The following is a 246-nucleotide window of genomic DNA, read 5'->3' as shown; positions in this document are numbered from 1 at the left end:
CGCCAGGGTTCTGGTTCGTATAGGCATTGGCAGGGTCGATAAGCGTGCCCGCAAGGGTGTAGAACGCAACGGTATACCCCGGAAGGTTACTTGTAAGGTTGCCGATCTGCGTGGTAAGGTCGAACACCGTGTACCCGTCATTAGGAAGGGCCTCGTCGCAAAGCGAGTATTCCACATGCGGGAAGGACAGCGACGGGTTGATCACTACCTTGAAGCTGCCTAGCTTGTAGCATCCCGTGGCGGTAT

General features: G+C 56.1%; 1 protein-coding gene. It reads right to left on the bottom strand.

The features are described 5' to 3' along the window. On the bottom strand, positions 1 to 246 hold a 246-nt coding region (locus tag FJA49_RS18520), incomplete at both ends, for a hypothetical protein (RefSeq protein WP_233590039.1).

The organism is Flavobacterium microcysteis, from assembly GCF_006385255.1.
Taxonomy (GTDB): Bacteria; Bacteroidota; Bacteroidia; order Flavobacteriales; family Flavobacteriaceae; genus Flavobacterium; species Flavobacterium microcysteis.
Note: the sequence above shows the minus strand (reverse complement) of the source record. Positions and strands in the feature narration are given on the sequence as shown.